The following is a 25,829-nucleotide window of genomic DNA, read 5'->3' as shown; positions in this document are numbered from 1 at the left end:
AAGTCATATTAGCTTGTCCCTGCCCATAAGATGAAGTAGAGTCGAATCCCAAGCAGGAGGCAGCTGATATATGAAACCGATTGTATTTCTACTATCCGGGCTGTGTATACTTATTCTTCTAGTCCCCACCATTCTCGTCCTTCCGTTTCAGGCAGAAAAAGGCGCAGCCGTAAACAGAGAGCCCGGACACAAAACAGCACACACCACACGAGAAACAAAAGGAGCAGAAACATTGAAAGAATCACCTGTATCCATTCCGGTTTATCGGACATCCAATCATTCTGTAGAAAACATTCCGCTTGAAGAGTACGTGGTCGGTGTCGTGGCTTCCGAAATGCCCGCAAACTTTAAACCGGAGGCCTTAAAAGCCCAGGCGCTCGCCGCCCGGACATTCATCGTCAGACTGATGGTCGCTGACTCAGCCGTTCAGGCGCCGAAAGGATCACTGGTGGATGATACGCAAATGTTCCAAGTCTATCAAAGCAAAAGCCAGCTGAAAAAAGAATGGGGTTCTAAGTACGCACACAACCTCAAGAAAATCACAAACGCGGTCGCCGGCACGCAAGGAAAGATTTTAACGTACGATAACAAGCCGATTGAGGCATCTTTCTTCTCTACGAGCAACGGGTATACGGAAAATGCGGAAGCCTATTGGACAAGCGCCATTCCTTATTTAAAGAGCGTGAAAAGTCCGTGGGATAAACAATCGCCGAAATATCTCGCCACCCAGACCTTCAGTGTGCCGGAGTTTCAGCAAAAGCTCGGCGTACAGCTCTCGGGACAAAACACCGTGGGACAGATTACAGCCAGAACGCCGGGCCATCAAGTGGCGACGGCCGTCATCAACGGTAAAAAGCTGAAGGGAAGAGACATCCGGGAAAAACTCGGACTCCGTTCTGCCGACTTTGAATGGAAACGAAACGGCGGCAGCATCACCATTACGACAAAAGGATTCGGCCACGGCGTCGGGATGAGTCAGTACGGGGCCAATTACATGGCGAAGCAGGGGAAATCCGTGGCGGACATCGTCAAGCATTATTATCAGGGAGTGGACATTTCCGAAGCAGATCCATTTTTAAACAAATATATGGCGAAAAAATAGACGCTTTCATGAGCGTCTGTTTTTTTTGAAAACTATTCCATAAACGGTAAAGCAACCAACAGACTCATATAACGAAAGCCTAAAGGCTGACAAATGCCGATTGAAGGCTGAGCGCCGGGTGTAAATCACTGATAAAAATGCCGCTTCTATGTGAATATACGCAAAAATAATGAGGAACGCCGTCCTATTTATTTCCCTTTTCATCTCATTTACGATAAATATTGTTCGGCGTTGAACGTAAATCTATTGAAAAGGGGAAAAAGCAATGAAAAAAACATTTTCACTCATACTCATGCTCGGATTGATGCTGACTGCTGCATCTCCTGCTTTTGCTGCCGAGAATGCAAACGAGAAGACTCTTTCATTTAAAAACAATACCGCCATTTTACTTGATGCGAGCGGCAGTATGGCAAAACGGATTGACGGTGTTTCTAAATACAACATGGCAAAAGAAGAAATTGTCCGTTTTGCGGATCAAATTAAATCTAAATCACAGGTCAGAATGACGGTTTTCGGTTCGGAAGGCAATAATAAAAACTCCGGAAAGGTTCAATCTTGTGAATCCATTCGCGGTGTGTACGGATTCCAAAGGTTTGACAGACAGAGCTTCCTTAACTCTCTTAACGGAATCGGGCCTACGGGCTGGACACCGATTGCAAAAGCATTAGAGGATGCGAAGGCTTCCTTTACCGGTTTGCACAAACTTGGCAGTAAATCCGTTTTCCTGTTGACGGACGGCGAGGAGACATGCGGAGGAGATCCTGTTAAGACAGCGAAAGAACTTCGCAAACAGCATATTAAAGTCAACGTGATCGGCTTTGATTTTAAGGAAGGCTTCAACGGCCAGCTTCACGAGATTGCCAAAGCGGGCGGAGGAAAATATTACGAAGCTCACAGCCAAAAGGATATGAACCGCATCTTTACAATGGCAGCGAGTTCATTAGCGGAATAAGAAAAGGTGCCGTTTATCGGCCCTTTTTTTTATTTTTATTTAACAAAAATTTCAAGAAAGGATGAAGAGAAAACTGTAAAAAGAATCAGATTCCGGACTTATATTACAAAAAGGGCGAAAAAGGCATTAAATCTGTCATCATTTATCCAATCTTTTTAGGATGATGCGCATAATTCTGCTCATTTTTAACGGCGTACCGCCGCTTATACAAAAGGAATCCCGCCCTATATCTTTTTGCATACTCGTCATCTAGCATAGAGAAGAGCCGGGGGCCCATCGGCCAAAAACAAACGGAGAGGAATGAAGGAAATGAAAAAAATGTTCACTGCGGGGATTGTCGGACTTTTGACGCTTTCACTCGGATCACCTGTTTTTGCAGCTGAGAAAAAGCACGAAGAAACAAACGTTGCCGTGCTGTTTGATGCAAGCGGAAGCATGATACAAAAAACAGGGGGAGAGCGTAAAATAGATGTTGCGAAAGAGTCTGTCACTTCTTTTGCGGAAGTTCTTCCTGAAGACACGAATCTGATGCTTCGGGTATTCGGGCATAAGGGCAATAATAAAAACTCAGGCAAAGCCGTATCATGTAATGCGACAGAAACGTTATACGGCCTTCAGCCGTACGCCGTGACTCCATTTGAGCAATCACTCAGCAAGATTAAACCGACCGGCTGGACACCGATTGCGAAAGCGCTTTCTGATACGCGTGAAGAATTTGAGCGGGCCGGCGCCACAGGGAAAAACGTCGTATATCTGATCACAGACGGTGAAGAAACATGCGGCGGGAATCCTCAGGCCGAAATTCAAAAGCTCCGTAAAGCGAATGTCAACACGATCGTCAATATCATCGGCTTCAACTTCGGCATGAAAGGAAGCGAAAGCCTTGAAAAAGCGGCGGAAGCGGGAGGCGGCACATATGTCTCAGCTGACAGCGCGGACGAGTTCAAACAGGCTTGGGAAGACGCTGCAAAGGATTTAGCAAAAGAATAGGTTAAAAAAGGACGCCCGCGCGGCGTCTTTTTTGTTTAGAAAACAAAAACCGCGGGAATGATACGGATAAAAGGAGATGAACGCTGTTGTTAAAAGGAGCAGGCATTATATTAGTGCTGGCGGCAGTCGTTTTTGTTCTGATGGGAATTTTTCTGAAGCTTGCCGCCTTCATATTCGTCAGTATATTGGCCATTATCGCCGCAGTTATTTTATTCACCATTCTGAGCAGACATCATCGCAATGAAACATAGAGTCCTAAAAGGGCTCTTTTTTTAAACCGCAAATTCGACAAAATACAGGGATTGTGGAAGAATAAAAGAGAAGGATACTGCGGAGGGGAAAACAGTGGATGAAAAAACAACAGCGGTAAGAGACATATACCGCTATGAAAAAGGGGTATTAACAAAGACGGCAGATCGGATGGTTTCAGAGTATCCGCTGACCGTCATGGTGAACGGGCAGGAATTTGTTACGCTCGTCTGCACGCCTGACCATTTAGAGGAACTCGTCATCGGATTTCTCGCATCAGAAGGCGTCATTCGTTTTGAAAAAGAAATCAAAAGCTTTACTATAGATGAAAGTCTCGGGTTTGCATATGTTGAACTGACGAATCCCGGAGTGCTTGAGCAAAAAGACTATACGAAGAGGGTCATCGGTTCATGCTGCGGGAAAGGCCGCCATTTTTACTTTCAGCAGGATGTGAAAACGGCCAAAACCGCCGTCAGCCGTATCACCATAACTCCTGAGACGTGCCTTCGCCTGATGAAGGAGATGCAAAGCGGGAGCGGCACCTTCCGGGAAACGGGCGGTGTCCATAATGCGGCGCTGTGCGATACGGATAAGCTGCTCTTCATGAGGACGGACATCGGGCGCCACAACGCGCTGGATAAGCTGTACGGCTGCTGTTTGAAAAAGGGAATGCCGGTCCGTGACAAGCTGATCGTCTTCAGCGGCCGGATTTCCTCAGAGGTTTTATTAAAAGCCGCAAAAATCGGCGTGTCGATTGTCATTTCAAAATCGGCCCCGACGGAGCTCGCGCTGCAAATGGCGGAAGAGCTGAACATAACCGCGATAGGTTTTGTCAGAAACGGATCATTTAACGTATACACACATCCAGAACGGGTTGAACAATAGAAAGGGGTCTTGGGCTTATGAATACAGAAACGCGCCGGGTGACAGACAAAAGGGAAAGGCCGCTCAGGGATCTTCGTATCTCTGTAACCGACCGCTGCAACTTCAGATGCACGTACTGTATGCCAGCCGAATTATTCGGACCGGATTATCCATTTTTACAAAAGACGGAATTGCTCTCCTTCGAGGAGCTTGAGCGGCTTGCGAAGCTGTTTGTCGGCCGCTTCGGCGTTGAAAAAATCAGGCTGACGGGCGGAGAGCCGCTCATGAGAAAAGATATGCCTGAATTGATCAAAAAACTTGCGCGCATCCCCGGACTTAAAGATATCGCGATGACGACAAACGGCTCTCTGCTTCCCGTGTATGCGGAAAAACTGAAGCAGGCGGGGCTGCATCGCGTGACAGTCAGCCTCGATTCTTTAGAGGATGAGCGGTTTAAGGCCATTAACGGCCGCGGGGTTTCGGTGAACAAGGTGCTTGAGGGCATTGAGGCGGCAAAATCGGCCGGACTCGGTGTGAAAATCAACATGGTTGTTCAAAAGGGCGTCAATGAAAAAGATATCCTGCCGATGGCCCGCTATTTTAAAGAAAAGGGTCATATTCTCCGGTTTATTGAATTTATGGATGTCGGCAATACGAATCAATGGAATAAAAAAGACGTGATCACGAAGGCCGAGATTATTGATCTGATCAACCAGCACATGCCGACGGAGCCGATAGAAGCGAATTATAAAGGAGAGGTCGCTTCCAGGTTCCGCTATCTTGACGGTTCCGGCGAAATCGGCGTAATTTCCTCCGTCTCGGATGCATTCTGCGCCTCCTGCAACAGAGCGCGCCTGTCGGCGAGAGGCGAGCTGTTTACGTGCCTGTTTGCGTCAAGCGGCTATGATGTTCGGAAGCTCGTGCGCGGCGGTCTGACCGATGACGAATTGACGGAATCCATCGCTTCTGTCTGGAGAAATCGCACGGATCAGTATTCAATTGACCGCGCGCTTTCTAAAACGGATGGGAAAAAGAAAGTGGAAATGTCTTATATAGGCGGATGAAGAAAAGCTTGCCCGGACAAGGGCAGGCTTTTTTATTCACAATATGAGAGCGGTCTGTTCAAAAAATACCGGTAACAGCCGAAATATATGATAGGAATTTTGATGCAGGACAATCAAGTTATGCAATTCCAAAGCCATACAATATGTTAAAATATAACCAATAGAAATTAGAAAAGGTTGTGAAAGGGGCATGACCGCATACGAGATTCCGTCATCTCAAGTTGGAGTTAAGATCAACAAATGGTACAAGCACATTTTAGCGTTTCAAGCGGCTGATGCCATAAAGCTGAAAGAGGAAATTGATGAGGATATACAACGTATGGAGGAAGACCAGCTGCTACTGTTATATTATCAGCTGATCAGCTACCGCCATCATATTATGCTTGATTACGTCAAGCCGGAATGCACCGAACAATCACAGATTCAGTACAGCGAGCTGCAAAAGACGATCGAAAGCACGGACAGCATATCGGGACTGTCTGAGTATTATTTCCATTTGTTCAGAGGGATGTATGAATTCGATCACAATAACTATGTTGCGGCTATTTCTTTTTACCGGAAAGCGGAAAAACTCATTTCATTTGTCGAGGATGATATAGAGAGGGCGGAATTCCATTTCAAGATGTCTGAAGTGTTTTATGTCATGAAGCAGACTCATTTTTCCATGAATCACGGGATTCAGGCGCTGGATACGTATATGAAACACGATTTCTACAGAGTGCGGAGAATTCAATGCCATTTCGTCATCTCAGGAAACTACATCGACTGCAAAAACTACGACAAAGCGCTTGAGCATTTAGACGAAGCCCTCCGCCTTTCTTTGCTTGAAGGACAGCCCCGCCTGATTGGGTCTTCGCTTTACAATCTGGGGAATTGTTATTCTGAAAAGCGCGATCTGGATGAAGCGGCCCGGTACTTTAGAAAAGCGGTTCCCGTTTTTGAAGAGCATCAGCTTGAACAGCTTCCGAAGGCGCTGTTCAGCTTAACGCACACCCTTTTCAGGCTGCATGATGACCAAGCGGCCCTTACCTATTATGAAAGAGGGGTCATGATCGCGAAAGAACGGGGCGACCGATTCAGTTTAGAGAAGTATAAGTTTTTACAAGCGCTTTATTTGGAGTCACTCAATATGGATTTAATCCATGAAGTGTTTGACTATATGAATGAAAAATCGCTGTATGTGTATATTGAAGATTTCGCCTTGGAGGCCGCCATTTACACAAGCGGACATGGGCAATATAAAGAAGCGGCGTATTTTTATGAAAAAGCGATTCGCATGAGAGAAAACATTCAAAAAGAACAGTGTTTATACGATATATAATTTTCTTAACCATCTGATCAGCAGATGGTTATTTTTTTATGCACATCATAACGTTTGACCATAGAAAAAAACGGAAAAATCGCAAAAGAGAGAAAAAAGTGCGAGGGGAAGGAGGGATTTGTTGTTCGGATTCAATGATATGATAAAGTTTTTCGTATCATTTCTCATCATTCTGCCGATGGTGTCTGTCATCCATGTGTCGGGACACAGCTTTATGGCCATGCTGTTCGGAGGCAAGGCATCATTGGATATCGGAATGGGGAAACGTCTTTTAAAAGTAGGGCCGATTCAGGTTCGGCGTATCTACTTCATAGATTCTTTCTGCAAGTTCGGCGAATTGCGGATAGATAACCGTCTGACGAGCGCGCTCGTCTATTCCGGAGGCTGTCTGTTTAATCTCGCTTCCATCTTTTTAATAAATCTGCTGATCATAAAAGATATTCTCGAGCCAAACTTATTTTTTTACCAATTTGTCTATTTTTCAACTTATTATGTTTTCTTTGCCCTTCTGCCGGTGCAATACGGGGATAATAAGCTGTCAGACGGATTGGCTGTTTACAAAGTGCTCCGCTACGGGGAACGCTGTGAAATCAATAATTGAGAGTTGAAATGTTTGTGTTCAGGCTGAAAGGGAAGAAAACAAGTACACAGAACAAAAAAGGAGCTGAAGAGATCATGAGTGAAGATAACGGTTTAAAAGACAAAGTAAAAGGCGGCATGAACAAAATGAAAGGGGAAGCAAAGGACAAAGCAGGAGACATGGCAGACAAGTCCGACTTAAAAGCGGAAGGTAAAAAAGACAAAGCGAAAGGCAGCCTGCAAAAGGGTGTCGGTAAAACGAAAGATAAACTCAGTGATGATTAATTTGATAGTGAAACACAGCAAAAGCCCAAAATATTTTGGGCTTTTTGTTATGAGAAATGACAAAAATTCCAGTTCATTTGGTTAATATTCACTAAATTTTTAAATATTCTATAAATTCACCGGTAATTTCTTTATAATATTCACATAGAATGTAACCTTTCTTCACATTTAATTAAACGTTTGTTGAAGAAAAAAATGAGAAATCGGTAATTTCTGCAAAAGGAATCGGGCCGTTCACCGTCGAATAACTTTTATCACTTAACATTTCATGAGGTGAAGGGGGTGACGGCCGCCTGCATCGTTTCGGTATGACCATGCGGATTGTGTTTGACTATCACTAAGGGGGAATACAGATGAAACTGACACCGGTTGAACAAGAAAAATTGCTTATTTTTACGGCGGGAGAGCTCGCTAAGCAGCGGAAGGCGCGCGGCGTTCTGCTGAATTATCCCGAAGCCGCCTCATATTTGACCTGTTATCTGATGGAAGGCGCGAGAGACGGAAAAAGCGTTGCTGAGCTGATGGAATCCGGCCGCAATGTATTGACGGAAAAAGACGTTATGGAAGGCGTTGCGGAAATGCTGGACAGCATTCAGGTGGAAGCGACGTTCCCGGACGGGGTTAAGCTTGTCACCGTTCATCAGCCGATCAAAGCGGGGGTGAAGTCATGAAGCCGGGAGCGATTCAAGTCGCAAAGGGGACCATCACCATTAACGAAGGCCGGAAGACGCTGGAGGTGTCAGTCACCAATAACGGAACGCGGTCAGTGCAGGTAGGATCGCATTTTCATTTTGCCGAAGCCAACGGCGCCCTTTCCTTCAATCGGGACAAAGCAATCGGCATGCGCCTTGATATCCCGTCAGGCACATCTGTCCGTTTTGAACCGGGAGAAAAGAAAACCGTCACGCTCGTGGAAATCGGAGGGCGAAAAACGGTCAGAGGTCTCAACGGCATGGCCGATACGTATATGGATGAGCGGGGAAAAGAGAAGACTCTGTCAAATCTTAAAAAAGCCGGATGGATGGAGGAGGCGATCCGATGAAAATGTCACGTGAGCAATACGCAGAACTGTTCGGACCGACAACGGGAGACAAAGTCAGACTCGGAGATACGGATTTATGGATTGAAGTCGAAAAAGATTTCACGAATTACGGTGAAGAAATGATTTTCGGCGGAGGGAAAACAATCCGGGACGGCATGGGGCAGAACGGGCGTATCACCGGGAAAGACGGAGCGCTTGATCTGGTTATTACAAACGCCGTCATCCTGGATTATACCGGGATCGTCAAGGCGGATATCGGGGTGAAGGACGGCCGGATTGTCGGCGTCGGGAAAAGCGGCAACCCGGATATTATGGATGGGGTGGACCCGCACATGATTATCGGTGCCGGAACAGAAGTCATTTCCGGCGAAGGGAAAATCGTAACGGCCGGCGGGGTGGATACGCATATCCACTTTATCTGCCCGCAGCAGATGGAAGTCGCGCTTTCTTCAGGCGTGACCACGCTTCTCGGCGGCGGAACGGGTCCTGCGACGGGAAGTAAAGCGACGACTTGTACATCCGGTGCATGGTACATGTCGAGAATGCTGGAAGCGGCCGAGGAGTTTCCGATCAACGTCGGTTTCTTAGGAAAAGGGAATGCATCCGATAAAGCGCCGCTGATCGAGCAGGTGGAAGCAGGCGCGATCGGACTGAAGCTGCATGAAGATTGGGGATCAACGCCAAGCGCAATTAAAGCTTGCATGGAAGCGGCGGATGAGGCGGACATTCAGGTGGCGATCCATACAGACACGATAAATGAAGCGGGCTTTTTAGAAAATACGCTTGATGCGATCGGCGACCGGGTTATCCATACATATCACATAGAGGGAGCCGGCGGAGGCCACGCACCGGATATTATGAAACTCGCATCTTACGCCAATATCCTGCCGTCCTCTACGACGCCGACGATTCCGTATACCGTCAACACGATGGACGAGCATCTTGATATGATGATGGTCTGCCATCATTTAGATTCAAAAGTGCCTGAAGACGTGGCGTTCAGTCATTCACGCATCAGAGCGGCCACCATTGCGGCGGAGGATATTCTGCACGATATCGGCGCGATCAGCATGACGTCATCTGACTCGCAGGCGATGGGCAGGGTGGGAGAAGTGATTATCCGGACATGGCAGGTGGCCGATAAAATGAAAAAGCAGCGCGGCGCTCTATCAGGAGAAAACGGCAATGACAATGTGCGCGCCAAACGCTATATCGCCAAATACACGATCAACCCGGCCGTCACTCACGGCCTGAGCCATGAAGTCGGTTCCGTTGAAAAAGGAAAGCTCGCCGACCTTGTACTATGGGACCCGGTTTTCTTCGGTGTCAAACCTGAACTTGTGCTCAAAGGCGGCATGATCGCCCGCGCTCAAATGGGAGATCCGAATGCTTCCATTCCGACGCCTGAGCCCGTGTTTATGCGGCAGATGTACGCATCATACGGTAAAGCAAACCGAAATACCTCTATTACATTTATGTCCCAGGCCAGTATCGCAAACGGTGTGCCGGAAAAGCTCGGCCTTGAAAAAATGATTTCTCCCGTACGGAATATCCGTAAGCTGAGTAAGCTCGACATGAAGCTGAATGACGCGATGCCGAATATACAAGTCGATCCAAAAACCTATCAGGTGTTCGCCGACGGAGAAGAGCTGGCATGCCAGCCTGTCAGCTATGTTCCGCTCGGACAGCGTTATTTCTTATTTTAATCCCTCTCCGGCCGGTTTCCCGCCGGCCTGTTTACACCTCTATTGCCAACTTGATTTCATCCTGCCGCCCGTTTTAGTGTATATTAGTAGTTGACAAACAAATGAAATGTAACTATTACGGTTACAACGGTGGTGAAAAACATGATTAACAGCCGTCTTGCTGTGGCCATTCACATTCTATCGCTGATCTCAACGGATGAACGGGCGTCATCGGACATGATTGCGGGCAGCGTAAACACCAATCCCGTCGTCGTGCGGAGAACGATCAGCCAGCTGAAAAAAGCGGGTATTCTGACATCCCGGGCGGGTGTTCCGGGAGCCAGCCTGAAAAAAGATCCGTCGGAGATCACCCTCTTAGAGGTTTACAGGGCTGTGCAGAATAAGGAAGAGCTTTTTGCGGTTCACGACAATCCGAACCCCGACTGTCCGGTCGGCAAAAATATGCAGCGCGCGCTCGATGAGACGTTCGGAAGCGTACAGCGGGCAATGGAGAATGAACTTGCGAGCAAGTCCCTTTATGATGTAATGAATCATCTCTTTTGTTAAAAAGAGATGGTTCATCCCGCTATCGGTGTAACAAAAATGGTTACAAGAGGTAATGAGGAAATCACGGTATTGGCTCCATATTCAGACAAGCCTGGATGCGGGATTGCGATCTGTTTAATGAAAAAATCCTCCGAAACTAAAGGAGGCGGTTACCGGGATATTTTTATTTTGCTTAAGGCTTATGTGAAGGTGTCAGCTGTGAGCAAGTTAAACAAAAAATGATATCCTGCCTCCAGCAATGCCAAAACCGTTCGCCTCTTAACAATCATTATAAAATGCCTCTAGGAACGATCAGCAGCCCGTTAGCTGCCCCTAATTAAAGATGAGCTGTTACCACACTGTTACATTAGAACTTCCGCTGCTTTTATATCCTTCTGTCGCTAAGACTTGATAAGCCCAATTACTGCCCAGATTCATTCCATGGCTCTTCCATGCGTTAACATGATTGCTGAAAGTGATTGCAGCGTTGCTTCCGGTTGGTCTCTTCGACTGGCGAACACTCCAGTACTGCGTAAAAGTAGTGTTATCGCCATCAATGGAAGGTGCGTTATAACGTGTCGTTGTATATATGTCATATGTACCTCCATCACTCTTTACAGTACCTTTATACGTTCCGGTAGGTCTGTAAGTACCCCATGAATCCACTACATAATATTCGATGAGAGGTGCTCTCGTCCAGCCATATAAAGTCAAATATCCATTGCCATTCGGCGCCCAGACTCCGGCATTATAGTTTATTGTTCTAAATGGCGAGCCTGTAGTCCAGCCTTTACCAACAACGAAATTTCCGGTATTAGACCAATTAACACTGTAATTCCCGCCAGATCCATTGACTGCGTTGACTGTTCCGCCCCCATCAGTCCAATTTTGCCAGTAATCTGTGCCGGCTGCAGAGGCGGTTGCCGAAAACATGCTGATACTCATGAAAGCTGCCGTTAATCCAACTAAGAATTTCTTTTTAAACTTAAACATATGTTACCTCCTATACTATTTTTTCTGACTTTGACATGAGGCAGCACTCGTAAATATTTAACGAACGCCAACGCTTTTGATCGTTCCTTTCAATATAATAGCATGAATACATGAGTGAATATTAAGAACAATTGTAATTTAATTACAAAGACCCAAAAAAATGTATTAAAAGTGGTCTTGTTCCGCCATGGCTTTTATCCTTATTTTGCAGAATCACAATTCTTGCTTCTAAACCTGATCAGGAACAGTCGAACAATTGAGTGATTTCAGTTGAAACTCTGAGGAAAAGTTTTATTTGAAAAAACTTTTTTGAGCTGAAGCCGGAATGTCCGAAAAAATATCTGCAGACAGCGTTATTGGAAAATCCAAAGCAGAAAAACTTTCCCGTTACCGAAGAAGCGGAATAAGAAAAAATCCCGGGCGGTTGCGCCGGGATTTTCTTTTTAATATGTATTGGCATCAATATTATTAAACGCGTCGTCCACGATGCCGAGCGTCATGAGGATAACGAAAAGAACGATGCCGAGAACGGACAAGCCGACCGTCACAATCAGGTAGATCCCCTGCATTTTCACGAACTTTGCATAATTCTCCAGCATATGTTCCTCTGTCAGTTCATTGAACTGCTCCGCCATCTGTCCCGCTTCATTTGCCGAGCGCATCAGAAAAATGCCGGCAATGATCTGCAAAACGCCGGGAATGGCTCCGATTAAAAAGAAAAACGCGCCTGACAGCGCCGCAAACGCACCCACGATAATAAATAAAATACCTGTCGCTTTTCCCCATTTCGAAATAGAAATAAGCGAACGATTCACTGATTCAGGTTTCAAACTATGGCACTCCTTTACAAAAAAATACTCACTTTTCATTTATACACTATTCGGTCATTCTTTTGAATATAAAATGTGTTTTTACGTGCCGTGTCCGTTTTTGTATCAGAAAATTCCCGAGAAACACCCCGGGAATTACAAAATCGGCGAAAGAAGTCTTGAAATCGATTCTTTAATGCGGATCCGCAGCGAACGCTCCTGATATTCTTCATACGTATATTTTCTGGAGACGAGCAGATCTTCTTTAAATGAGGAAATGAGTTTTTTCGCGATGGTGACGTCATAAATAAAGGCGTTGACTTCAAAATTAAGTCTGAAGCTTCTGACGTCGATATTCGCCGTACCGACGGAAGCCGTCTCATCATCGACGACAATCGTTTTTGCATGAATAAAGCCGTTATCGTAAATGTAGACTGAGGCTCCGGCTTTTAAAAGATCGCCGATGTAAGATAAAGTCGCCCAGTAAACGAAAGCGTGATCCGGCTTGTTCGGAATCATGATTTTGACGTCGATGCCTGACAGACAGGCGATCCTGAGGGCATCTAAAAGACTTGAGTCAGGAATAAAGTAAGGCGTCTGAATCAGGATCGACCGTTTGGCCGTTGAGATCATCTTGATATAGCCGTTTTTAATTTGTTCCCATTCTGAGTCCGGTCCGCTCGTGACAATCTGCATCCCGACATTGCCCTTCGGCTCGCATTCCGGAAAATGATTCGGAACGTATGTGAGCGTATGATGATGGGAGGCTTGGTTCCAATCGAGGATAAACCGTGTCTGAATGGCGTGTACCGCCGTGCCTTGAAGCCTGAGGTGCGTATCGCGCCAGTAGCCGAATTTCGGATTCAGGCCGAGATACTCATCTCCGACGTTAAAGCCGCCGACATAGCCGGTTTCGCCGTCAATGATGACGAGCTTGCGGTGATTCCGATAATTGAGCCGCAAATTAATCGGACGAAGCCTGGAAGGAAAAAAGACTTCCACATGGCCGCCGGCGTCCCGCAGCGGTTTGAAGAATTTTTTTCTGAGTGATCTTGAACCGAGTTCATCATATAACACTCTGACTTTTACGCCTTCGCGTGCTTTTTTCACTAAGGCATCGCGCAATTTTTTTCCCAGTTCATCACCTTTATAAATATAGTATTGAAGGTGAATGTGATCTTTTGCGTTGGAAATGTCCTTCATTAAGCGTTTGAACTTATCGCGCCCGTCCGTCAAAATCTCCACCGAATTATCCTCTGTAAAGACTGCGTGGTTGTTCATGACAAGCATATAGATGAGGTCTTTATTATCCACAGTCGCTCTGTTGTTAAATTGGAATTGCCTCGACTTCAGATCTTTCAGCTGAGACTTCAGCAGCTTTTCAATCCCGATTTTTTTACGGTCCTCCCATTGAAACAGATGCTTGCGTCTCAGGTTATGGCCGAATAACAGGTATAAAATAAACCCTAAAATGGGAATAAAAAAAAGAACCAAAAGCCAAGCCCATGAAGCGCTGGCATCGCGTCTTTCTTTGAAAATCATGATGACGGCCAAAAGTATATTTAAAACGAAAAAAAATCCGAATAAAATAAATGAAATGCTCACTTTGCAACCCCGCTATATCATATTTATCAAGACTGTGCCCATTAGTATTCCGACAAGTGCAGCAATCTGATTCCCATTTCAAATTATAACATTGACATTTTGAAAGAATAAAGAGCCGGAATCAAAGATGAATGCAGTTTTCTTTCAAAGAAAGTTCCGGGTGCGGTAAAATATGCATATATGAAAAAGAAGACAAAAATGACAGCAAAGGGGAGAGGGCATGAAGCTGGAGCATGCGGAACAATTGCCGGGATTCATAAAAAAAGAAATTCAGAAAATACAAATCGCCATTGCGCCGCTGATGAAAAAAAGCATCATTTACCGTTTTCTTGCTTTCCCGCTCGCCGCTTTTAGTCTGTTTCATCTGGCATCGCTTTTGATTCAGGCCCCTTCCGGGAGAGGAGCTCTCGTGTCGGCCGGCATTTTTGCCCTCCTTGCGGCCTTGGGTCTTGCGTTGTTTAAGGAAGCCGGCTATCAGCGGAAACAGGTGCAAAAAACGATCCGCCTTTATATGCTGAACAGAATCAGAAAAAGCGATATTCTGTCCGAGGAACGGAAAAACGCCTATACCCGGCTGATTGCCGAGGAGCCGTCTGCGATGAAGAGCTTTATTGAATTTTTAACGGAAGAAGACCGGAAAAAAGAAATGCTTTATTAAAAAAGAGCTGACGCGCGATCAGCTCTTTTTGTCATTCAAACACCGGGTCGTTCTCATAGTAATATGAATCAGGCGTGTCATACGTATCAGTGCTGTGATAAGCGATAATTCCGATGACAGCGAAGATGACGACTAAAATAAAAGCGAGAATGCCCAATACCACACTGGATGCCGCATAAAAAAACTGCATTTTGATAAATGACGCGTAATGTGCAAGCATACTTTCTTCCGCGTTTTCTTCTAGTCCTTCCTGAAGGGCGGCAGCCGCTTTTGCCGAGCGCATCAGCATGACGCCGGAAATGATGAGCAGAACCCCCGGAATGGCTCCGAGCAGCGTCACAATGGCTGACAGAGCGGAAAGAGAGCCCGTGATGATCAGAAACACGGCGGTGATCTTTCCCCATTTGGCGATGTCGGCAAGGGAACGGGCTTTTTTATTGAGCGGCTGGTTTTCGTCTTTGTCTTTATCGATGGTGATCATGACAGTTCTCTCCCTAAAATGTTCAAGTCATATCGTTTTCCGTCCATTTCGGCGATACCCGGGAATACGCCCCATTCGGTAAAACCGAATTTTTCAAACAGCTTAATGCTCGGCACATTATGTCCGAAGATAAAAGCCATCAGGCTGCGGATGCCGATTGCCGGAGCGAGTGCCAGGGCTTCTTTCAGCAGAAAGCTTCCTGCTCCTTTGCCGCGGCAATCCTGATGCAGATAGATGCTGATCTCCGCCGTTTTGTCATAGGCCGGACGGCCGTAAAACGTTTCAAAGCTGATCCAGGCCGCCACTTTGCCGGTCTCATCTTCCGCGACCATCAGCGGGCGCCGGTCCGTGTGCCGCAGAAACCAATCCATCCGGTCTTCGGGCGTCACTTCTTCCGTATCAGCCGTTACCATCCGTGAGGCAATCGTCGAGTTGTAAATGGCCACCACCGCATCTAAATCCTCCAATACGGCTTTGCGCAGGGTCAAATTCATATTCCGGGATCTCCCTTCACATTTCATTACATAAATAAGTGCAATCTGCACATACTATTTCCAAAAAAGTTTTTTATGGATGTGTATATATTTTCAGAAAAGTGTTCAGAATGTTGCTGAGGTGATGAACAAATGAGAGAGGAAGAAAAGAAAACTTCTCAAGTCAAAAAACTTCAGCGGTTTTTTCGCAAACGCTGGATATTCCCTGCAATCTACTTAGTCAGTGCGGCCGTCATTTTAACAGCTGTCCTTTGGTATCAATCCGTTTCGAATGATGTGAAGGACAATCTGACGAACAACGGCGGAAACTCCGCGTATGACAGCGGCAAAGACGATGCCGTCGAAGTAGGCAAGTCAATGGAAAACGTCGCAATGCCGGCTGCTCATTCTGAAAATGTTTCTGTTGTGAAAAAGTTTTATGAAACTGATGCCGCAAAAAAAGAGAAAGAAGCAGCACTTGTTAACTATAATAACACGTACAGCCTCAGTAAAGGAATTGACTTAGCTGAGAAAGACGGAAAATCATTTGATGTTTCTGCTTCTCTGAGCGGTACGGTTGTTAAAGCTGCTAAAGACCCGGTACTGGGGTATGTGGTTGAAATTGAACACTCAGACGGCCTGTCTACTGTCTATCAGTCTTTATCTGAAGTCAGCGTGGATCAGGGCGACAAAGTAAAGCAGAACCAGGTCATCGGTAAATCCGGAAAAAACCTTTACAGTGAAGAAAGCGGAAATCACGTGCACTTTGAAATCCGCAAGGACGGCGTAGCGATGAACCCGCTCAATTTTATGGACAAGCCGGTAACATCTATTGAAAAAGCGGCGGCTGAAGAGAAAAACGCTTTGACAGAAGAAACGGAAGGGTCAATTCAGCAGTCTTCCGAGAAAAAAGATGTGACGCCTAAAAAAGAAACCGAAGAAAAACCGGGTGACAAAGAGGACGGTACAAAAGACAAGACAGATGGTAAAGATGACGGCTCAATGAAAGATTCGGGCAAGTAATCTTGATCCCAAAGCGCCTATCAGCTCTGATAGGCGCTTTTCATATTGCCGCATGTGCCTTTATACTAGTAGAAAACGAAGGAGATGCTGAATGAATAAATGTCTGGCGGCCGGGTGGCTCGTCTTTGTTTTCGTTTCTGCTTTGACTGAAAGCTTTCACGATATGGTTGTGTCGCAGACGGTGTCCTTCCGTTTCACGCCCCATCCGGATGTGTCCGGTTTCTTTGTGTTCGATATGGCGGAGCTCGCAATACCGGAAGCGGCGATTCAAAAGCTCGGGCACGCGTTTTCATTTTTTGTGCTCGCCTATTTGTTTTTCAGAGAGAGCAGGCGCATGAAGAGGGCGGTGCTGTATGCATTGGCCGCCGCTTTCCTGACAGAAATCGTCCAGCTCTTTTTCGGCAGAAACGGATGCCTCTGCGATGTGCTGATTGACAGTCTCGGCATTGCCGCATTCTGTGCTTTACAAAGGAAAAAGCATACAGCCAAACATACAAAAACCGGCAGTCTGTGACAGACGCCGGCTTTTTTTTATATATTATGGTTTGTCGATTTGCTTTTATGAACGATACTTTCATAGATTCGCACGATCAGATCGACAATCGGACGAAGCACATTTGAAAATCTGAACAGCAGGAATCCGACAATGAGGGAAACGATAATGCTTCCGAGCACATCGATCGGATAATGGTGGCCGACCCAAATTCTTGAGAAGCCGGTCAAAAGGCCGAAAATCACAAGCGGCCAGCCGAGTTTTTTGTTGCGGAACAGAATCGCAATTGAAATCGCCAAAGCGCCTGTCGTATGGTCACTCGGAAATGAAGCATCCGCGGCATGAGGGATCAGCGTATGAACCGTATGCTCGACAAAGGGGCGCGGCTCGATATAGACCTTCGTGATGAGGTAGTTGACGATAAGCGCCGCAACACCCGTGAAGCCCGCGTACAGGGCGTTTTGTCTGCCTTTTGTGCTTCCAAACAGCCACATGGCAAGCAGGAAAAGGGCGTAGGCGTAAATGGCGTATTCCGTAATAAATACCATGATAGAGTCGAGAATGGCACTATGGTGCGACAAACCATTGATCGCTTTAAATAGTTCGTAATTCACAAATATCACCTTTTATCTTTATTTTATATGAACAGTGTAATGCTTTTTTCTATGAGACACAATTGGTATTAAAAATAATCATAAAAAAGTAAACAGAATGAAACGTGACTGTATTACTGTGCGTCAAGTATGCGGGAAAAGAATAGCCGAAGGAGTTTTGTCCGTTGCTGAAACGTTTGAAAAACGCCGATCTGCCGCTTGTGTTTGTCATTATGCTGCTTTGCGGATTCGGCTTGTTAATGGTGTACAGCGCCAGTGATGTGATGGGGTCTCAGCGGTACGGAGATCCATCCTATTTCTTCCATAAACAAAGTACCTCTTTACTGATCGGATTATGCTTATTTCTATTTGCCGCCTGTCTGCCGTATAAGCGGTATGCGCGGCTTGTACCGCTGTTTGTGGTCGGTTCGCTGGTATTGCTGCTGCTCGTATTGATACCGGGAATCGGGCTGGAGCGGAATTTTTCCCGCAGGTGGCTGGGAGCGGGCCCGCTTGTTGTACAGCCGTCTGAATTGGCGAAGATCGCCATGATTTTGTATTTCGCTTCGATTTATACGAAAAAGCAGCCGTACATTCATCAATTTGTGAAAGGGGTTCTGCCGCCTTTAGTGATTTTGGGGACCGCTTTTCTGCTGACATTGGCGGAGCCTGATTTAGGGACGGCTTCCTTAATCCTGGCGGCGTGCGGGTCGATTTTATTATGTGCCGGCTTGAAAAAGCGCCATCTGTTCGTGCTCGGCGCGACGGCGGTGTCCGGGGTTGTTTATCTCGCATTTTCCGCTTCCTATCGTGTGAAGCGCCTCGTTTCCTTTACCAATCCGTTTGGTGACACGAACGGGGACGGCTATCAGCTGATTCAATCCTATTTTGCTATTTCCGGAGGCGGGTTTTTCGGAAGAGGGCTTGGAAACAGTGTTGAAAAAATGAACTATCTGCCTGAGGCGCATACTGATTTCATTATGGCCGTGATCAGCGAAGAGCTGGGGATATTCGGTGTTCTGATCGTTTTGGGATTATATTTTGCGTTAATGCTTCTCGGCGTAAAAACGGCCGTGCGGGCTGATGACCCGTTCGGGAAGCTTCTTGCCATCGGAATTACGTTTCAATTAATGTTTCAGGTTGTATTGAATTTGGGAGCGATGAGCGGACTCCTCCCGGTTACCGGTGTGCCGCTTCCGTTTATCAGCTACGGCGGTTCTTCATTGATTATGACGCTGTTTTTGTGCGGCATACTGGTCAATATCAGTACTTATGCGAAAAAACAACCCGTACGGCATAAGCGGCCTGTCCCGCATGAAAAAAAGGTTTCTTCTTTTTAATGAAGCCAGAAAAAACGCCCGGGACATTTCTGTTTCCGGGCGTTCTATCTGTTTATAAAGCTTCTGGTCCTTCTTCTCCGGTGCGGATATTAATCGTGTTTCCGATTTCATAGACGAATATTTTGCCGTCGCCGGGCTCTCCCGTTTTCAGCACTTTTTTCGCCGTTTCCACCACTTGATCAACGGGAACCTTGCTGACAACGATTTCCACTTTCAGCCGTTCATACACATTGCTTTCAATTTTGACTCCGCGGTACAGTTCGGTGTGGGCTTTTTGAAGGCCGCAGCCGTGTACGTTGGAGAAGGTCAGCGATGTGACTCCGATTTTACCGAGTTCCTGTTTCAATGTTTCAAACTTAGCCGGACGCGTAACGATTTCTACCTTGAACATTTGACCGCTCATCTAAGCCACTCCTCACTTTATAAGTCCTGATATGCTTTTTCCCCGTGCATCGTTAAATCAAGCCCGAGTGACTCTTCTTCTTCACTGGCGCGCAGGGGAATGAACAGACCTACAATTTTAATGATAACGAAAGTGACAATAAATACAAATACATAGGTCGCCGCAATGGCCGCAATCTGCTTCCAGAGCAGTCCCGGATCGCCGTAAAACAGCCCGTTTGCCCCGCCGTCATTGACGGAAGTGGTGGCGAATAAACCGGTCGCGATGCCGCCCCATGTCCCGCCGATCCCATGCAGTCCGAAAGCGTCAAGCGCATCATCATAACCGAAAGTCTTTTTGAGCCAATAAACGCCCCAAAAGCAGACAAGCCCGCCGATGAAACCGATTACGATGGAAGAGAACGGCGTAACGAACCCGGCAGCCGGCGTAATGGCGACAAGCCCGGCAATAGCGCCTGATACAGCACCCAGCATGGTCGGTTTTTTGTTCAGCATCCATTCGATTAAAATCCAGCCGATAATTCCGGCTGCAGCCGCGGTGTTTGTGTTAATGAAAGCAAACATCGCGATACTGTCAAGCGTGAGGGCGCTGCCGACATTGAAGCCGAACCATCCGAACCAGATGAGCGCTCCGCCCAAGAACGTGTAAATTAAGTTGTGAGGGGAAGCCGCCGTGCCGTCTTTGCGTTTCCCGAGCACAATCGCCAGCACAAGCCCGGCGACTCCGGAAGAAATGTGGACGACGTTTCCGCCTGCGAAGTCAAGAGCGCCCATTTGGCCGATCCAGCCGCCGCCCCATACCCAGTGCGCAACGGGGGTATATACGAGGGAAGCCCACAAAAAGGAAAATACAAGAAAAGCACTGAATCTCATGCGTTCAGCAAATGCTCCGGAAATAATGGCCGTTGTCAGTACGGCAAACGTCATTTGGAACATCATGAACAAGGAATGCGGGATCGTATCACTGTAACTTCCGGGTTCAAAGCCGACCCCCTTCAGCCCCGCCCATTCAATCCCGCCAAGCCATGTATTGCCGGGGGCAAAAGCGAGTGAATATCCGTACAAAACCCAAACGACGGATACGATGGCGAGAGAAGAAAAACTATGCATCGCCGTGCTGAGCACGTTTTTGCTTTTTACCATTCCGCCGTAAAACAAAGCCAGCCCGGGGGTCATCAGCCACACGAGTAAAGCGCAAAAGAACATAAATACTGTATCGCCCATCTGCATGTTGTATTCCTCCGTCTCATTCAGAATGTAATTGTGATTAATTCATTATTATAGAGAAAAAAGAACGATAAAACATTTTCGTGTAAGGTTATCTAACATGGTTTTTTGCGTTCATAATGTTGCTTTTTCAAATGGGTGTCGTGCGACTTTATATCCATAAAAATAGCGCCGGAGCACGGCGGAAGAAATCCTGTCCGGGAAAGAGTAAAATAAACGGGGTGAGAAACACTAACTGCATCAGGAGGAATCATTATGACAACATCATTAAATCTGCAATTTGAAAAAACGGCTTTGGTTCTTATTGATTTACAAAAAGGCATTGTGCCGATTGATAAAAGCGGTACCGTTGTGCCGAACGCGAAAAAATTAATTGATGTGTTCCGGGAAAAAGGCGGATTTATCAGCTTTGTGAACGTGGATTTTCATGACGGAGCGGATGCGCTGAAGCCGCTGACGGATGAAGAGGCGGCGGGCCATTCGGCTCCGCCGGCGGATTGGGCTGAATTTGTGCCTGACATCGGAGTGAAAGAAAACGATTATACGGTAACAAAACGGCAGTGGGGCGCGTTTTTCGGCACGGACCTGGATCTTCAGTTCAGAAGACGGGGAATCGACACGATCGTGTTATGCGGGATTGCGACAAACATCGGTGTGGAAAGCACGGCGCGGGAAGCTTTTCAGCTCGGGTATCAGCAAGTTTTCGTAACTGACGCGATGGCGACATTCAGCGATGAACAGCACGAAGCGACACTCAAGTTTATCTTCCCGAAAATCGGCAGAAGCCGGACGACGGAAGAATTTATCGCACAGACAAAATGACAATCTCCAAAAAAAGCCGCGTCCTGTTCTTGACGGCCGTGGCTTCGGGGACGATGCTGAACCCATTGAACTCGTCGATGATTTCTCTTGCGCTTCACAGTATTCAGCATGAATTTCACCTGTCGTTTACAACGGTGTCCTGGCTGATATCGTCCTTTTATCTTGCCAGTGCGGTGGCGCAGCCTGTTACCGGGAAGCTCGGTGATATGCTCGGCAGGAAGAAGCTGTTTTTGATCGGGCTTCTGCTTGTTGCCGTCTCGGCGGTCGGCGCGCCGTTTGCGCCGACTTTCATGACTTTGCTGATCATGCGGCTTTTTCAATCGATCGGTAGCAGTGCGATATATCCGTCCGGCGTCGGATTGATCCGTTCAAATATACGGGAGAAGCAGGCTTCGGCGCTGGCCGTCCTGTCAATCTTTGCATCAGCCATGACGGCGCTCGGTCCGACTCTCGGCGGTTATCTGATCGTTTGGGGAGGGTGGCCGGCGATCTTTTTCGTCAATCTGCCGTTTATCATTCTCAGCTTTTTTCTCGGAATGTATATGTTTCCGAAAGATGAAAAACGCGAGATCGGCGGCTTGAAAGGCGTGCTCCGCCAGCTTGATACGATCGGGATACTCCTGTTTGCCGGGGCGATTATCCTTCTCCTGTCGTTTTTATTGTCCTTCAGTACGAAGCCTCACTATACAGAAGGCGTATTCGGGCTTTTGTTTGTCGGGCTGTTTATCTGGCGCGAGCTGAAAACAGAGAAGCCGTTTATTGATGTCAGGCTGTTTAAAACGCATCGGAAACTATCGTCGGTGTATATTCAATTTATTTTGCTGAATATATTCTTTTACTGCATCTTTTTCGGGCTTCCGAGCTATTTTCAGGATGAAATGCATTTGTCCGTTCAGACAAGCGGATTGATTATGCTGTTTATGTCGGGCATGAGTATTCTGGTGTCGCCTCTGACCGGAAAATGGATAGATAAGAAAGGGCTTCTTCAGCCGATTGTTGCCGGAACCTGCCTGACCGCGATCGGTGCGGTGCTGTTAACGTTTTTCTTTCTTCAGGCGCCTATGATAGTAAAAGGGCTGATCCTGTCCGTGCTGGGTGTCGGCTACGGCTTCGGAAATGTCACGTTTCAGGCGGCCATGCTGAAAACGAGCCCCGCCGACATGGTCGGAACAACGTCCGGCCTGTTTCAGACCTGCCGGTATCTCGGTTCGATTTTGTCTTCTGTCATTTTGGGCATTCTTTTCGGAAAAGAAATTACCGCCGGCCATTTTCATATGCTCGGCACGATTCTTATCGTTGTCGGCGCTGTAAGCCTTTTGATGGCATTCCGGTTTTCGGTTCTCCTCAAAAAAGCCTCTTAACAGGCGCAACAAAAAGAGACGGGCTCTCCCCGTCTCTTTTTTTGTGTAATGTGCTCAAAAATTAAAACGATTATTGTCGACAGCGACCAATGTTATTTACGGAATTTTCAGTTATATTTTTTCACATGTGATGTAAGGAAAACGTACATACGGGAGGGAGAAAATGACAAAAACAACGAGTGATCGGCTAAGCAACAAAGATTTACTGCCTTTAGAAGACGGCGAACGGACATGGAAAGCGGTGAATTTTGCATCCATCTGGATGGGCTGTATTCATAATATCCCGACCTATGCGACTGTGGGCGGGCTCATTGCGATCGGTCTTTCTCCGTGGCAGGTGCTCGCCATTATCGTGACGGCGTCACTCATTTTGTTCGCCGCTTTGGCCTTGAACGGCCATGCCGGAACGAAATACGGACTGCCTTTTCCGGTCATTATCAGGGCTTCTTACGGAATATACGGGGCTAACATTCCGGCGCTTCTCAGGGCGTTTACAGCCATCATGTGGCTCGGAATTCAAACATTTGCCGGAAGCACGGCTTTGCACATTCTGCTTTTGAATATATGGCCGGGCTGGGGGAGTCTCGGCGGAGATTGGAATATATTCGGGCTTCATCTGCCGGGTTTTCTGTCGTTCATTTTCTTTTGGGGCATTCATCTGCTTGTGCTGCGGCACGGCATGGAATCAATCAAAAAATTTGAAGTGTGGGCGGGTCCGCTTGTTTATCTCGTCTTCGGCGGCATGGTCTGGTGGGCGATAGATATTGCCGGCGGGCTCGGACCGATTTACTCACAGCCTGGAAAGTTCCATACATTTTCTGAAACGTTTTGGCCGTTTGCCGCCGGAGTGACGGGTATTATCGGAATATGGGCGACGCTGATTCTGAATATCCCTGACTTCACCCGGTTCGCCGCGTCGCAAAAAGAACAGATTCGCGGCCAGTTTTACGGCCTGCCGGGAACGTTTGCGCTGTTTGCGTTTGCGAGCATTACAGTGACATCCGGATCACAGGTAGCATTCGGAGAACCGATTTGGGATGTGGTGGAGATTTTGGCCCGGTTTGATAATCCTTTCGTTATCGCTCTTTCGGTCATCACACTTTGCATCGCCGCCGTCTCGGTTAATGTGGCGGCAAACATCGTGTCACCGGCCTATGACTTGGCGAATGTCCTGCCGAAGTATATTACATTCAGGAGGGGAGGGTATTTGACCGCCGTTTTGGCTCTGTTCACAATACCGTGGAAGCTGATGGAGAGCGCCACGAATGTTTATGCGTTTCTCGGACTCATCGGCGGGATGCTCGGACCGGTGGCCGGGGTGATGATGGCTGATTATTTTATCATCAGAAAAAGGCAGCTCTCAGTTGAAGACCTTTATTCGGAAACCGGACAATACACTTATTACAAAGGCTATAATTACCGGGCCTTTGCCGCGACTTTTCTCGGCGCGTTTATTTCTTTAATCGGGATGTACGTCCCGGCGTTCGCCGGCATCTATGATATTTCCTGGTTTGCGGGTGTCATTTTGTCGTGTCTCGGTTATACGGCGCTTATGTATATTCATCCTCCTTATGCAAAAGCGGAGGGACGAATCGTGCGGGAAAGAGCGGCCGAATAAAAAAAGCCGGGGGCTGCCCCCGGCTTTTTGTCATATCAGTCTGCGATTGAAACGTTTCCGTCCGCTTCAAGCGGCGTTCTTTTTTTCTGGCTCCAGCCATACAGGAGCAATGCAATCAGCACGAACAGCCCCGCTGCCAGATAAATCGAATGGAATCCGGCCGAAGCGACAAAGAGGCCGAATACATAGGACCCGCCGGCAATCCCGCTGTCAAAGAAAGTGAAGAAGGTAGCCGTCGCAAAGCCTGAACGGTGTCCGGGCGAGTTCTGAATCGCCAGCGTCTGCATACACGGTACGATAGAGCCGTATCCGAGACCGATTACGGCACCGGACAAGAGAAGCATGAGGGCGCTGTTTGTCATCGCCAGCATGCAAAGCCCCGCGGAGAACACGATAATCGACGGATAGATGACGATTCCCGGCCCCACTCTGTCAAACAGCTTTCCTGTGAAAGGACGGGCGGCCATCATCGTCACTGCGAAACAGACGAAGAAATAGCCGCTGACATCCAACAGGTGGATCGTCTTTGCATAAACGGATAAATATGAAGTCACACTTGAATAACAGAAAGAAATGGACAACCCGACAATCGCGATTTTAAGCGCGCCTTTTTCAAACATGTCGGAGAAAGAAAAACGGAAGACTGTCGTTCCGCTGTTGTTTTGATCCGGCACACGAATCATAAAAGCAATCAGCAAGCCTAAAGAAACAAATACGGCAAAAATCGTAAAGAAAACCGGGAACGAAATGACTTTCACAAGGCTCAGCCCGAGAAACGGACCGATCGCCATGGCAAGGTTCATAGACATCGCGAAATAACCGAGCCCCTCGCCGCGCCGCTTGGCGGGAATAATGTCAGCGGCAATTGCGCCCGTGACCGTCGTTAAAATGCTGAACCAGATGCCTTGGAAAAAACGCAGTCCGAGCAGCAGATAGAAATTGTGTATCGGCAAATACAGATAAGAAGACAGGGCGAACAGCGCCAGAGATACAATCGTCATTCTTTTCTTGCCGAACCGTTCAATAATCGCCCCTGAAAAAGGACGGGTGATAATAGCAGATAACAGGAACAGGCTGATCAAAAGCCCTCCTTGCGATTCACTGCCGCCAAGCTCCTGAATCATATAGATAGGCAGCACGGCCAAAAATGTATAAAAGAACACAAAGACAAATAAATTCACGAGTACGACCATAATAAAATCTTTGGTCCAGATCGAGTCAGATTTACTCAAAAGTACAGCACTTCCCTTTC

General features: G+C 47.1%; 29 protein-coding genes. 20 read left to right on the top strand and 9 right to left on the bottom strand.

Annotated features, from left to right (window positions below; all coding sequences use genetic code 11):
• Nucleotides 1–70: 70 nt before the first annotated feature.
• The 13 genes from spoIID (at nt 71) to U2H13_RS17955 (ending at nt 10,700) form a co-directional block, all read left to right on the top strand.
• Nucleotides 71–1,102 carry a stage II sporulation protein D gene (gene spoIID / locus U2H13_RS18015; protein WP_021494814.1) on the top strand — a complete coding sequence of 344 codons (1,032 nt, stop codon included), beginning with the start codon at nt 71–73 and terminating at the stop codon, nt 1,100–1,102.
• A 265-nt stretch (nt 1,103–1,367) separates the two neighbouring features.
• Nucleotides 1,368–2,054, top strand: coding sequence for a VWA domain-containing protein (locus tag U2H13_RS18010; protein ID WP_007407590.1), 687 nt, complete (start codon nt 1,368–1,370; stop codon nt 2,052–2,054).
• A gap of 309 nt (nt 2,055–2,363) precedes the next feature.
• A complete protein-coding gene (locus tag U2H13_RS18005; protein WP_012118657.1) occupies nt 2,364–3,044 on the top strand; it encodes a VWA domain-containing protein in 681 nt (226 codons plus the stop codon).
• A gap of 86 nt (nt 3,045–3,130) precedes the next feature.
• The gene (locus tag U2H13_RS18000; RefSeq protein ID WP_007407587.1) at nt 3,131–3,295 is read left to right on the top strand and encodes a hypothetical protein; all 165 of its coding nucleotides are present in this window, start codon (nt 3,131–3,133) and stop codon (nt 3,293–3,295) included.
• Nucleotides 3,296–3,389: 94 nt separating this feature from the next.
• The gene (fdhD, locus tag U2H13_RS17995) at nt 3,390–4,178 is read left to right on the top strand and encodes a formate dehydrogenase accessory sulfurtransferase FdhD (RefSeq protein ID WP_121984250.1); all 789 of its coding nucleotides are present in this window, start codon (nt 3,390–3,392) and stop codon (nt 4,176–4,178) included.
• A 17-nt stretch (nt 4,179–4,195) separates the two neighbouring features.
• Nucleotides 4,196–5,221: a GTP 3',8-cyclase MoaA gene (gene moaA / locus U2H13_RS17990; RefSeq protein ID WP_014419094.1), complete on the top strand. Its 1,026-nt coding sequence runs from the start codon at nt 4,196–4,198 to the stop codon at nt 5,219–5,221.
• A 190-nt stretch (nt 5,222–5,411) separates the two neighbouring features.
• Nucleotides 5,412–6,542, top strand: coding sequence for a tetratricopeptide repeat protein (locus U2H13_RS17985; protein WP_121984249.1), 1,131 nt, complete (start codon nt 5,412–5,414; stop codon nt 6,540–6,542).
• Between the two features lie 121 nt (nt 6,543–6,663).
• On the top strand, nt 6,664–7,143 hold the full coding sequence (locus U2H13_RS17980; RefSeq protein WP_060562441.1) for a hypothetical protein: 480 nt from the start codon (nt 6,664–6,666) through the stop codon (nt 7,141–7,143).
• A gap of 74 nt (nt 7,144–7,217) precedes the next feature.
• On the top strand, nt 7,218–7,406 hold the full coding sequence (locus tag U2H13_RS17975) for a CsbD family protein (protein ID WP_026092293.1): 189 nt from the start codon (nt 7,218–7,220) through the stop codon (nt 7,404–7,406).
• A 353-nt stretch (nt 7,407–7,759) separates the two neighbouring features.
• Nucleotides 7,760–8,077: an urease subunit gamma gene (gene ureA / locus U2H13_RS17970; protein ID WP_121984248.1), complete on the top strand. Its 318-nt coding sequence runs from the start codon at nt 7,760–7,762 to the stop codon at nt 8,075–8,077.
• Nucleotides 8,074–8,448 (top strand): urease subunit beta, encoded by a 375-nt coding sequence (ureB, locus tag U2H13_RS17965; RefSeq protein ID WP_061861619.1) that lies wholly within the window; start codon nt 8,074–8,076, stop codon nt 8,446–8,448. The genes ureA and ureB overlap by 4 nt, the downstream gene beginning before the upstream one ends.
• Nucleotides 8,445–10,154 carry an urease subunit alpha gene (gene ureC, locus U2H13_RS17960; protein ID WP_121984247.1) on the top strand — a complete coding sequence of 570 codons (1,710 nt, stop codon included), beginning with the start codon at nt 8,445–8,447 and terminating at the stop codon, nt 10,152–10,154. Before ureB ends, ureC begins: the two co-directional genes overlap by 4 nt.
• A 141-nt stretch (nt 10,155–10,295) precedes the next feature.
• Nucleotides 10,296–10,700 (top strand): Rrf2 family transcriptional regulator, encoded by a 405-nt coding sequence (locus U2H13_RS17955; RefSeq protein ID WP_014419089.1) that lies wholly within the window; start codon nt 10,296–10,298, stop codon nt 10,698–10,700.
• A gap of 330 nt (nt 10,701–11,030) precedes the next feature.
• Here U2H13_RS17955 and xynA read toward each other — a convergent pair whose 3' ends face one another.
• The 3 genes from xynA to cls all read right to left on the bottom strand — a co-directional run bounded on the left by xynA (nt 11,031) and on the right by cls (nt 14,086).
• Nucleotides 11,031–11,672 carry an endo-1,4-beta-xylanase XynA gene (gene xynA, locus U2H13_RS17950; protein WP_007407578.1) on the bottom strand — a complete coding sequence of 214 codons (642 nt, stop codon included), beginning with the start codon at nt 11,670–11,672 and terminating at the stop codon, nt 11,031–11,033.
• Between the two features lie 443 nt (nt 11,673–12,115).
• Nucleotides 12,116–12,502, bottom strand: a complete 387-nt coding sequence (locus U2H13_RS17945) for a DUF5362 family protein (RefSeq protein ID WP_021494822.1) — start codon at nt 12,500–12,502, stop codon at nt 12,116–12,118.
• 135 nt (nt 12,503–12,637) lie between these two features.
• Nucleotides 12,638–14,086 (bottom strand): cardiolipin synthase, encoded by a 1,449-nt coding sequence (gene cls, locus U2H13_RS17940; RefSeq protein WP_007407575.1) that lies wholly within the window; start codon nt 14,084–14,086, stop codon nt 12,638–12,640.
• A gap of 220 nt (nt 14,087–14,306) precedes the next feature.
• Here cls and U2H13_RS17935 point away from each other — a divergent pair, with 220 nt between their 5' ends.
• On the top strand, nt 14,307–14,744 hold the full coding sequence (locus U2H13_RS17935) for a DUF5392 family protein (protein WP_061861616.1): 438 nt from the start codon (nt 14,307–14,309) through the stop codon (nt 14,742–14,744).
• Between the two features lie 31 nt (nt 14,745–14,775).
• Here U2H13_RS17935 and U2H13_RS17930 read toward each other — a convergent pair whose 3' ends face one another.
• Both U2H13_RS17930 and U2H13_RS17925 read right to left on the bottom strand, forming a co-directional pair.
• Complete coding sequence (locus U2H13_RS17930; protein ID WP_072176879.1) at nt 14,776–15,225, bottom strand: DUF5362 family protein; 450 nt, start codon at nt 15,223–15,225, stop codon at nt 14,776–14,778.
• The gene (locus U2H13_RS17925; RefSeq protein ID WP_089072492.1) at nt 15,222–15,713 is read right to left on the bottom strand and encodes a GNAT family N-acetyltransferase; all 492 of its coding nucleotides are present in this window, start codon (nt 15,711–15,713) and stop codon (nt 15,222–15,224) included. The genes U2H13_RS17930 and U2H13_RS17925 overlap by 4 nt, the downstream gene beginning before the upstream one ends.
• A gap of 138 nt (nt 15,714–15,851) precedes the next feature.
• On the opposite strand from U2H13_RS17925, the gene U2H13_RS17920 reads away from it, so the two are divergent.
• Complete coding sequence (locus tag U2H13_RS17920) at nt 15,852–16,721, top strand: M23 family metallopeptidase (protein WP_014419084.1); 870 nt, start codon at nt 15,852–15,854, stop codon at nt 16,719–16,721.
• A gap of 91 nt (nt 16,722–16,812) precedes the next feature.
• Nucleotides 16,813–17,235: a VanZ family protein gene (locus U2H13_RS17915; RefSeq protein WP_121984246.1), complete on the top strand. Its 423-nt coding sequence runs from the start codon at nt 16,813–16,815 to the stop codon at nt 17,233–17,235.
• A gap of 17 nt (nt 17,236–17,252) precedes the next feature.
• On the opposite strand, the gene U2H13_RS17910 is transcribed toward U2H13_RS17915, so the two are convergent.
• Nucleotides 17,253–17,828 carry an undecaprenyl-diphosphatase gene (locus U2H13_RS17910; protein WP_012118646.1) on the bottom strand — a complete coding sequence of 192 codons (576 nt, stop codon included), beginning with the start codon at nt 17,826–17,828 and terminating at the stop codon, nt 17,253–17,255.
• Between the two features lie 164 nt (nt 17,829–17,992).
• On the opposite strand from U2H13_RS17910, the gene ftsW reads away from it, so the two are divergent.
• Complete coding sequence (gene ftsW / locus U2H13_RS17905) at nt 17,993–19,147, top strand: putative lipid II flippase FtsW (protein WP_022553910.1); 1,155 nt, start codon at nt 17,993–17,995, stop codon at nt 19,145–19,147.
• Between the two features lie 52 nt (nt 19,148–19,199).
• Here the strand turns inward: ftsW and U2H13_RS17900 are convergent, their stop codons facing one another.
• Nucleotides 19,200–19,550 carry a P-II family nitrogen regulator gene (locus U2H13_RS17900; protein WP_014419080.1) on the bottom strand — a complete coding sequence of 117 codons (351 nt, stop codon included), beginning with the start codon at nt 19,548–19,550 and terminating at the stop codon, nt 19,200–19,202.
• A gap of 17 nt (nt 19,551–19,567) precedes the next feature.
• Nucleotides 19,568–20,779, bottom strand: coding sequence for an ammonium transporter (locus tag U2H13_RS17895; RefSeq protein WP_003151223.1), 1,212 nt, complete (start codon nt 20,777–20,779; stop codon nt 19,568–19,570).
• Nucleotides 20,780–21,031: 252 nt separating this feature from the next.
• Between U2H13_RS17895 and U2H13_RS17890 the strand changes: the two genes are divergently transcribed.
• The 3 genes from U2H13_RS17890 to U2H13_RS17880 all read left to right on the top strand — a co-directional run bounded on the left by U2H13_RS17890 (nt 21,032) and on the right by U2H13_RS17880 (nt 24,577).
• Nucleotides 21,032–21,598, top strand: a complete 567-nt coding sequence (locus tag U2H13_RS17890) for an isochorismatase family protein (RefSeq protein ID WP_376700560.1) — start codon at nt 21,032–21,034, stop codon at nt 21,596–21,598.
• The gene (locus U2H13_RS17885) at nt 21,595–22,959 is read left to right on the top strand and encodes an MFS transporter (protein ID WP_376700559.1); all 1,365 of its coding nucleotides are present in this window, start codon (nt 21,595–21,597) and stop codon (nt 22,957–22,959) included. Before U2H13_RS17890 ends, U2H13_RS17885 begins: the two co-directional genes overlap by 4 nt.
• 163 nt (nt 22,960–23,122) lie before the next feature.
• Nucleotides 23,123–24,577: an NCS1 family nucleobase:cation symporter-1 gene (locus U2H13_RS17880; RefSeq protein WP_021494824.1), complete on the top strand. Its 1,455-nt coding sequence runs from the start codon at nt 23,123–23,125 to the stop codon at nt 24,575–24,577.
• A gap of 35 nt (nt 24,578–24,612) precedes the next feature.
• On the opposite strand, the gene U2H13_RS17875 is transcribed toward U2H13_RS17880, so the two are convergent.
• Nucleotides 24,613–25,809: an MFS transporter gene (locus U2H13_RS17875; protein WP_014419077.1), complete on the bottom strand. Its 1,197-nt coding sequence runs from the start codon at nt 25,807–25,809 to the stop codon at nt 24,613–24,615.
• Nucleotides 25,810–25,829 lie beyond the last annotated feature (20 nt).

Source organism: Bacillus sp. A1 (assembly GCF_042296235.1).
Lineage (GTDB): Bacteria > Bacillota > Bacilli > Bacillales > Bacillaceae > Bacillus > Bacillus velezensis.
The sequence above is the reverse complement of the archived record's forward strand: the minus strand, read 5'-3'. Positions and strand labels throughout refer to the sequence as shown.

What these genes read in the sequence shown, in the direction of transcription:
- spoIID (WP_021494814.1), top strand. Translation starts at nt 71, where the DNA reads ATGAAACCGATTGTATTTCTACTATCCGGGCTGTGTATACTTATTCTT.
- U2H13_RS18010 (WP_007407590.1), top strand. Translation starts at nt 1,368, where the DNA reads ATGAAAAAAACATTTTCACTCATACTCATGCTCGGATTGATGCTGACT.
- U2H13_RS18005 (WP_012118657.1), top strand. Translation starts at nt 2,364, where the DNA reads ATGAAAAAAATGTTCACTGCGGGGATTGTCGGACTTTTGACGCTTTCA.
- moaA (WP_014419094.1), top strand. Translation starts at nt 4,196, where the DNA reads ATGAATACAGAAACGCGCCGGGTGACAGACAAAAGGGAAAGGCCGCTC.
- U2H13_RS17985 (WP_121984249.1), top strand. Translation starts at nt 5,412, where the DNA reads ATGACCGCATACGAGATTCCGTCATCTCAAGTTGGAGTTAAGATCAAC.
- U2H13_RS17975 (WP_026092293.1), top strand. Translation starts at nt 7,218, where the DNA reads ATGAGTGAAGATAACGGTTTAAAAGACAAAGTAAAAGGCGGCATGAAC.
- ureA (WP_121984248.1), top strand. Translation starts at nt 7,760, where the DNA reads ATGAAACTGACACCGGTTGAACAAGAAAAATTGCTTATTTTTACGGCG.
- ureB (WP_061861619.1), top strand. Translation starts at nt 8,074, where the DNA reads ATGAAGCCGGGAGCGATTCAAGTCGCAAAGGGGACCATCACCATTAAC.
- ureC (WP_121984247.1), top strand. Translation starts at nt 8,445, where the DNA reads ATGAAAATGTCACGTGAGCAATACGCAGAACTGTTCGGACCGACAACG.
- U2H13_RS17955 (WP_014419089.1), top strand. Translation starts at nt 10,296, where the DNA reads ATGATTAACAGCCGTCTTGCTGTGGCCATTCACATTCTATCGCTGATC.
- xynA (WP_007407578.1), bottom strand. Translation starts at nt 11,672, where the DNA reads ATGTTTAAGTTTAAAAAGAAATTCTTAGTTGGATTAACGGCAGCTTTC.
- U2H13_RS17935 (WP_061861616.1), top strand. Translation starts at nt 14,307, where the DNA reads ATGAAGCTGGAGCATGCGGAACAATTGCCGGGATTCATAAAAAAAGAA.
- U2H13_RS17930 (WP_072176879.1), bottom strand. Translation starts at nt 15,225, where the DNA reads ATGATCACCATCGATAAAGACAAAGACGAAAACCAGCCGCTCAATAAA.
- U2H13_RS17920 (WP_014419084.1), top strand. Translation starts at nt 15,852, where the DNA reads ATGAGAGAGGAAGAAAAGAAAACTTCTCAAGTCAAAAAACTTCAGCGG.
- U2H13_RS17915 (WP_121984246.1), top strand. Translation starts at nt 16,813, where the DNA reads ATGAATAAATGTCTGGCGGCCGGGTGGCTCGTCTTTGTTTTCGTTTCT.
- U2H13_RS17900 (WP_014419080.1), bottom strand. Translation starts at nt 19,550, where the DNA reads ATGAGCGGTCAAATGTTCAAGGTAGAAATCGTTACGCGTCCGGCTAAG.
- U2H13_RS17895 (WP_003151223.1), bottom strand. Translation starts at nt 20,779, where the DNA reads ATGCAGATGGGCGATACAGTATTTATGTTCTTTTGCGCTTTACTCGTG.
- U2H13_RS17890 (WP_376700560.1), top strand. Translation starts at nt 21,032, where the DNA reads ATGACAACATCATTAAATCTGCAATTTGAAAAAACGGCTTTGGTTCTT.
- U2H13_RS17885 (WP_376700559.1), top strand. Translation starts at nt 21,595, where the DNA reads ATGACAATCTCCAAAAAAAGCCGCGTCCTGTTCTTGACGGCCGTGGCT.
- U2H13_RS17880 (WP_021494824.1), top strand. Translation starts at nt 23,123, where the DNA reads ATGACAAAAACAACGAGTGATCGGCTAAGCAACAAAGATTTACTGCCT.